Source organism: Peptidiphaga sp. (genome assembly GCF_057238965.1).
The window spans coordinates 1-6,782 of record NZ_DBHHEV010000111.1 but is presented as its reverse complement, the minus strand read 5'-3'; the positions used below and the strand labels follow the sequence as shown (position 1 = coordinate 6,782).

Here is a 6,782-nt window from a genome sequence, read left to right as displayed (position 1 = left end):
CCACTTCGTCGGGCAGCGCGGGCGGATGCGTGCCGGAATTCACGTCCCACCCCGATTCCTCGGAGCTCAGCCAGTCGCGGACGAATTGCTTGTCGAGCGAACGCTGGGACCTTCCCGGCTCGTAGACGTTCGCAATCCAGAACCGCGAAGAGGCCGGGGTGAGCACTTCGTCGCCGAGGATGATCTCCTCCGAGCCTGCGTCGGGGGAAACGCCGAACTCGAACTTCGTGTCGGCGATGATGATGCCCCGCTCCGCGGCGATCTCGCGAGCCCTCGCGTACGTCGCGATCGACTTCGCCCGAAGCTCGCGGGCCACGCCCTCTCCCACTCGCGCGGCGGTGTCGGCGAAGGTGATGCTTTCGTCGTGCTCGCCGAGCCTCGCCTTCGTCGTGGGCGTGAAGATCGGCCGGTCGAGGCGCTCCGCCTCCCTGATGCCCGGCGGCAGGGCGACGCCGCACACGGTTCCGCGGCGCTTGTACTCGGCCATGCCGGAGCCCGTCAGGTAGCCGCGCACCACGCATTCGACGGGGAAGACCTTGAGGCGGCGGGTGATCATTGCACGCCCCTCGACGGCCGCGGGCACGTCCGTCGATATGACGTGGTTGGGTGTGAGGTCGGCGAGCTGCTCGAACCACCACAGCGACAGCTGGGTGAGTATCCTCCCCTTGTCCGGAATCTCGGTGGGAAGAACATAGTCGTAGGCGCTGATCCGATCAGAGGCGACGATGAGATAGGCATCCTCGCCGTTGTGCGCGTCCACGCCGGACGGAACGTAGACATCGCGAACTTTACCCGAGTACACGTGCGTCCACCCGGGTAGGTTTCTTGCACCGATTCCAATCATCTGTGTTCTCACTCCCTCGTGTACCACAGTAGTTCTTTCCACGTATTGGATCACGGCTACCTACCGTTTGTCCATAGGTTGAGATAACCGTTTTGCCCGCGACGACGACGCCGAACCGCGCTTGCGCGTCAAACCGGCGCAAATTCCCGATCGGCTGATTTCGCGCCCTCGTGTGCGAATGACCATAAGAGGCATTAAACACGCTGTCAGAAACACGAAGCTCAAACCGGGTCGACGCCGACCCCATCGCCACGTTGCGAGTGCAGTTTCAACGATACACCCATCGTTTAGCCGTTATCCAGTGATTTTGCCCGGTGTTTTCGGCATCGAGGCGGAGGGGCGGATTCGAGGGCGCGCGGCGGTCACATTCCGGCGGTCACATTCCGGCGGCGACGTCTGTGCGGAAATGCGCCCCCTTCAGCCGAATCTGCGAAACGGCGGCGTAGGCTGCGGCGCGCGCGGCGGCCACGTCCTTCCCCATTCCGACGCAAGCCAGCACCCGGCCTCCGGCCGACACGACGGCTCCGTCCAAATCCCTGGTTCCCGCGTGGACGACGTGCGCGCCGGGCACGCCTTCGGCCGCGGCCAAGCCCTCGACAGGGTCGCCCGCATGCACCGGCCCGGGGTAGCCGGGCGCCGCCAAGACCACGGTGACTGCGGAGTCGGGAAGCCATTCGAGGCGACGAAGTCCATGCCTGTTGACGGGCTTCTCTTCGCCCTCCGCCGTCGCTTCCCGTTCGTCTCCGTTCAGCTCCGAGCCGCCTCGACTCGGCTCTCCGCCCTTTTCCGCCAGCGGTTCGAGGCCTTCCGCAGGCTCGTCCCCCGCTCTTTCAGGCTTTCCGAGGACCGACGCCAGCTCGCCCCTCGCCGCATCGCGCAAAAGGCCGGCGAGGGGGGTGACCAGCCGCGCCAGCACCGACTGCGTCTCAGGGTCGCCGAAACGCACGTTGAACTCCACCACTTTCACGCCCTCGGAGGTCAATGCCAAACCGCAGTAGAGCACGCCGACGAAGGGCGTTCCGCGCCGCGCCATTTCGTCCACGACGGGCTGGGCGACCTCGGCCGCGACGGCGTCGGCCAGCCCCGGGTCGGCCCACGGGAGCGGCGAGTAGGATCCCATGCCGCCGGTGTTGGGCCCCTTGCCGCCGTCGAACGCCCGCTTGTAGTCCTGCGCGGGCTCCAAAGGAAGGGCGACGCGCCCGTCGCACAGGCAGAAAAGAGAGACCTCGGGGCCGTCGAGGAATTCCTCGACCAGCGCCTTCCCCTCGGGTTTGGCCAGGCACGCCCGGGCGTGGGCGAGGGCGTCGTCTCTGTCGTCCGTCACGACGACCCCCTTGCCCGCGGCCAGCCCGTCGTCTTTGACTACGTGGGGCGCGCCGAAAGCGTCGAGGGCAGCTTCCACTTCTCCCAGACTCGTGCACAGCCGCGACCGCGCAGTCGGCACGCCCGCACTGGCCATGACCTCCTTGGCGAACGCCTTCGAGCCTTCCAGGCGTGCCGCTTCCCGCGAAGGGCCGAAAACGTCGATGCCCGCCTCACGCACGGAGTCGGCCACGCCCGCGACCAGCGGAGCCTCCGGACCGACGACGACGAGGTCGATCCCCTTGCTGCGAGCGAACGCAGCCACGGCCGCACCGTCGAGGACGTCGACGTCGACGAGCGTTCCCAACGGGGCCATCCCGGGGTTCCCCGGGGCGATGTAGAGGACGTCGTCGTCGCTGTGAAGAGAACGGGCGATGGCGTGCTCGCGGCCTCCCGACCCGAGTATGAGTATGTTCACGGAACAACCCTAAGCCAGGTTGCGCGACAACGACGATTTGACGCCAGACGTGTCACATTCTGAACGAGCGCCTCCCGTCTGCGTTCCCGGGAAACTTATCGCCCTTACCCTGCGCCCAACTCAGCCCAACAAATCGCCTCTATGGAAAGAGAAATGATGTTTACGGCGAAAAAGAGGCGGCTTGAGGATAGCACGATTGCCAAACGCCAATCATACCTTCGTCTGATTACCGAACGCATTCCACGTCGTTAAACTCCCTAAAGGAGGCGTGTCTACCGAACTCCATGCTCACTTTCACATCACGAGTTCAGGAAATGAATATGAAAAAGATACCTTCGCGGCATCCCGTCTCGAAGGTCAAGGCGATGCTCTTCGCTTTCGTCGTGTCCTTCATCGCAACCGTCGTTTTCGCACCGCGCGCCGTGCAGGCCGCTGAAATTCCAAACGACGGCGTCTACGGAATCAAACAGGTGACGCCCGAAGCGACCGTTTGGGAGCAATGGGACTCTGTCCGGCTCAATTTCACATGGGCGGTGCCGAACGGCACCAGCCGAGGCGACACAATCGCCGTCGAGCTCCCCGACGTGATCGATGCGGGTTCGGCCCCCGGCTTTGCCGTCCTGGCGCCCTCGGGCGAGGAAATCGGCCGGGCAGCGTTCGATTCCGGCACGAATAGAATGGTCATCACCTTCACCACCGACTATGTGGAAACACACCAGAACGTAAACGGAACAGCGTATTTCAACGCTACGCTTAATCAAAGGGCGCTGGTATTCGATTCGACGACGAACACCATGGATGTCGACATTTTCGGCACGCAGGTGACGATCAACAAGCTCGTCGGCCCCAACGGCCCCGAAGAGGAATCTAAAAAGGGCTGGTGGATACCGAACCAGGCTGAGGCCACGGCCACTGACGAATCAGGCGTTCTCATCAACAGGGACGAATCGGCCATCAGCTACGGAATCGTCTTGGACAACCTCGAATGGACCACAGCCTCTATCGACGACAAGGCCGACGCCGACCTCGTCTACTGCGTCAACGGCCAGGCGGCCGAGGGCGCCTACGCCTTCCTCCAAACGCGCGACGTCGCGAACGGGGTGTTCGAAGCCGGGGCGACGCCCGCCGGGGTTTACATCGAGGCGTCGTGTGACGGGATCGCGAGCGGCGCCCCCAAGATCACCGTGACGAAGCCCGCCGATCTGACGTCCAAGCAGTTGCAGGTGATCTACGGAATGAAACTCCGCACCAACGCCAAGGGACAGCCCGTTCACGGCGCCAACGACGCCGTCGGGATCAAGAAGACCCTCTCGAACACGGCCGACATCTCCTATGACACCGGCAAGAAGACCCTCGGGCTGGCCAAGTACCTCAAATTCGAGGAAGGCGGCGGTGAGGGATCCGGCATCACCGTCCCCGCCATCGACATCGAGAAGTACGACGGCGACTGGGAGGGCATCCAGTGGAACGGCTCCGGCGAGCCGGACGTCTCCGGGGAACCGGACTTCGAGCCGAACAACCTTCCCGCAGGCGACCGCGATTCCGCTCCAGGCCTTTCCCTTGCGGCCGGCCAAGGGGCGACGGTCAAATTCACGGTGACCAACGTCGGCATCGAAGATCTGACGAACGTCACAGTCACCGACACGACGACCGACGGGCCCGCGCTGAAGGACGTCCAGTGCGTCGTCGACGGAACGCCCCGCAAGGCGGATGCGCAGGGCCGGATCGATTTGGGCACGTGGGTCTTCCCGCGGAAGGCGTCGTTCGAGTGTCAGGGAACGCTCGACCCGATGGGGGCGAATAAGACGCACGCTGACAATGCGAAAGTCGCGGCCGTTTCAGTTGCCTCGCAAACTCCCGTCGAGGACTCCGACCCCTGGCACGCCGCGTCGGGGCCGGCTCCGAAAGTCTCGGTCGGCGATTTCGTTTGGTTCGACGAGAACAAGAACGGTTTGCAAGACGACGGCGAACCCGGCATCGAGGGTGTGACCCTCACACTGGTCGGGCCCGACGGCAAGGAGGTCTCCGACGTCGACGGGACGCCCGTCGCCCCTGTCAAGACTGATAAGAACGGGGCGTACACGTTCGCCAACCTTCCCGTCCTTCCGGCGGGCAAGCACTACACCGTCAAAGTCACCGACCCCGAAGGGCACACGCCCACGAAGGCCGGCCAGGGAAGCGACCGGGCGAAGGATTCTTCGACCGGCCAGGCCGAATCCCAGGATCTGACCGCAGACGGTCAGCGCGACGCGACCCTCGACTTCGGCTACGTCAAGCGGGAATCGCCGACGCCCACTCCGACGCCGTCCGAGACCCCAACTCCGTCTCCGACGCCGTCCGAGACTCCGACAACGCCTCCCACGGATCCCTCGACGCCGACGACCGAACCGTCTACTCCCTCGACGCCGACACCCGTGACGCCGACACCCGGACCTTCAACGCCGCCAACTCCCGTGACGCCGCCGGTGAAGCCTTCGACGCTGCCGGAGCCTTCTGGGACTCCCTCCATGCCGCCGTCTCCTCCGTCGGCGACGCCTCCGACGCCTGCGCGGCCGCCCTCGGCGTCCGCCAAGCCAACGCCGAATTCTTCGCGGCCGGCTCCGGCTAAACCGACTCGGAAGGAGCCAAAGAAAAGCCTCGCCTTCACGGGCTTGGACAGCACTGCGATGGGCCTCGGCGCGCTTGTTCTGAGTGCCGCGGGAGGAACGCTGATCGCGATTCACAGGCGCAAGAACGCGCTGTGAGGTTGGGGCAGTCTTGCAGGCGCAGCCAGGCCGCGACAGTTAGCGCAGCGGGCGCCGCGGCCGGAGCCTGACCGCCTGCAACGCTTCAGCGAACGAGGGGCGGACCCGATTGGTTCGGGTCCGCCCCTCGTTCGTCCAGTTTGGGATCAGCGCCCGCCCCTGGCCGTCCAAGCGTCTGTTCGCCGCTCACGAGGCAAGTGAGCAGCGACTACTCGCGAAGCCCGCCAAGCCGTCCGCGATTCCGTTTGCGCATCGCGAAGCGGGAACGGCGCCCATTCGCCGGCCGTCAGGCGCGGCGCAATCGCCCGGACGCGATGTCGCTTGTCCGATATGACGCCGCTCGTCTGACGCGATCCAGCTGATCGGACGCGACGGCGCCTGTCGTCAGACATGAAAAGTGCCTGTCTGCAGGAAAAGCGCCAAAATTTGGCACCCTTCACTGCTCCAGGCACTTTTCATCAGCCGAGGGCGTCGCGAAGTCGACCAGAGATAACCCGAGAGGCCGGCCACGGCCTCCCAAGAACAGCCGCAGGAAGCGTCAAGGGCGGCCCGGCCGTCAGCCGATCGTCAGGCAGCGCCTTTCGGCGCGCGGCTCCAATCAGGCCTTCGCCGCGGCGATGCGCTTGCGGAACTTCGCAAGCTGCTCGGTGATCTTGGCGGGAAGCTTGTCGCCGAACTGCTTGAAGTACTCCTCGGTCTCGTCCATCTCGGCAGCCCAGGCGTCGGGGTCGATCTCGAACAGGGCGTCCCATGTGGCCTTGTCGACGTCGATCCCATCGAGGTTGAAATCCTCGAACTTCGGGTAGCGACCGGTCACGCCGTCAACGGCATCGACCTGCCCGCCGACTCGGCGGACAATCCAGTCGAGAACGCGCGAGTTCTCGCCGTACCCGGGCCACATGAACTTGCCGTCGGGGCCCTTGCGGAACCAGTTGACCTGGAAAACCTTCGGGAACTTGTCGCCGAGCTTCTCCTGGAGCTCCAGCCAATGGCTCCAGTAGTCTGCCATGTGATACCCGCAGAAAGGCAGCATGGCGAAGGGATCGTGGCGCAGCGAGCCTGCCTTGACGTCCGTCGCGGCGGCGGTCACCTCGGAGGCGACCGAGGCTCCGATGAACACGCCGTGGGCGTTCTCGTACTGCTCGGCGACGAGCGGCACGTTGCTGGCGCGGCGGCCTCCGAAGAGAATCGCGTCAACCGGCACGCCCTGCGGGGCCTCCCAATCCTCACAGATAATCGGACACTGCGAGGCGGGAACCGTGAAGCGGCTGTTCGGGTGGGCGGCCTTCTTGCCCTCGGCGGCGTCGGCGGGAGTGTAGTCCTTGCCGGTCCAGTCGATGAGATGGTCCGGAAGCGGGGCGTCGATGCCCTCCCACCACACGTCGCCGTCGTCGGTCAGGGCGACGTTCGTGAA

Annotated in this window: 4 protein-coding genes; 1 reads left to right on the top strand and 3 read right to left on the bottom strand. The window is 65.0% G+C overall.

Annotated elements, in window-relative coordinates:
• The coding region (locus ACO48X_RS10280) for a phosphoribosylaminoimidazolesuccinocarboxamide synthase (RefSeq protein WP_485001997.1) at positions 1 to 844 on the bottom strand (844 nt) is incomplete at its 3' end.
• Between the two features lie 376 nt (positions 845 to 1,220).
• A complete protein-coding gene (gene purD, locus ACO48X_RS10275) occupies positions 1,221 to 2,624 on the bottom strand; it encodes a phosphoribosylamine--glycine ligase (RefSeq protein WP_485001996.1) in 1,404 nt (467 codons plus the stop codon).
• A gap of 320 nt (positions 2,625 to 2,944) precedes the next feature.
• Between purD and ACO48X_RS10270 the strand changes: the two genes are divergently transcribed.
• The gene (locus tag ACO48X_RS10270; protein WP_485001995.1) at positions 2,945 to 5,368 is read left to right on the top strand and encodes an SdrD B-like domain-containing protein; all 2,424 of its coding nucleotides are present in this window, start codon (positions 2,945 to 2,947) and stop codon (positions 5,366 to 5,368) included.
• 598 nt (positions 5,369 to 5,966) lie between these two features.
• On the opposite strand, the gene ACO48X_RS10265 is transcribed toward ACO48X_RS10270, so the two are convergent.
• On the bottom strand, positions 5,967 to 6,782 hold an 816-nt coding region (locus ACO48X_RS10265; RefSeq protein ID WP_485001994.1), incomplete at its 5' end, for a phosphoenolpyruvate carboxykinase domain-containing protein.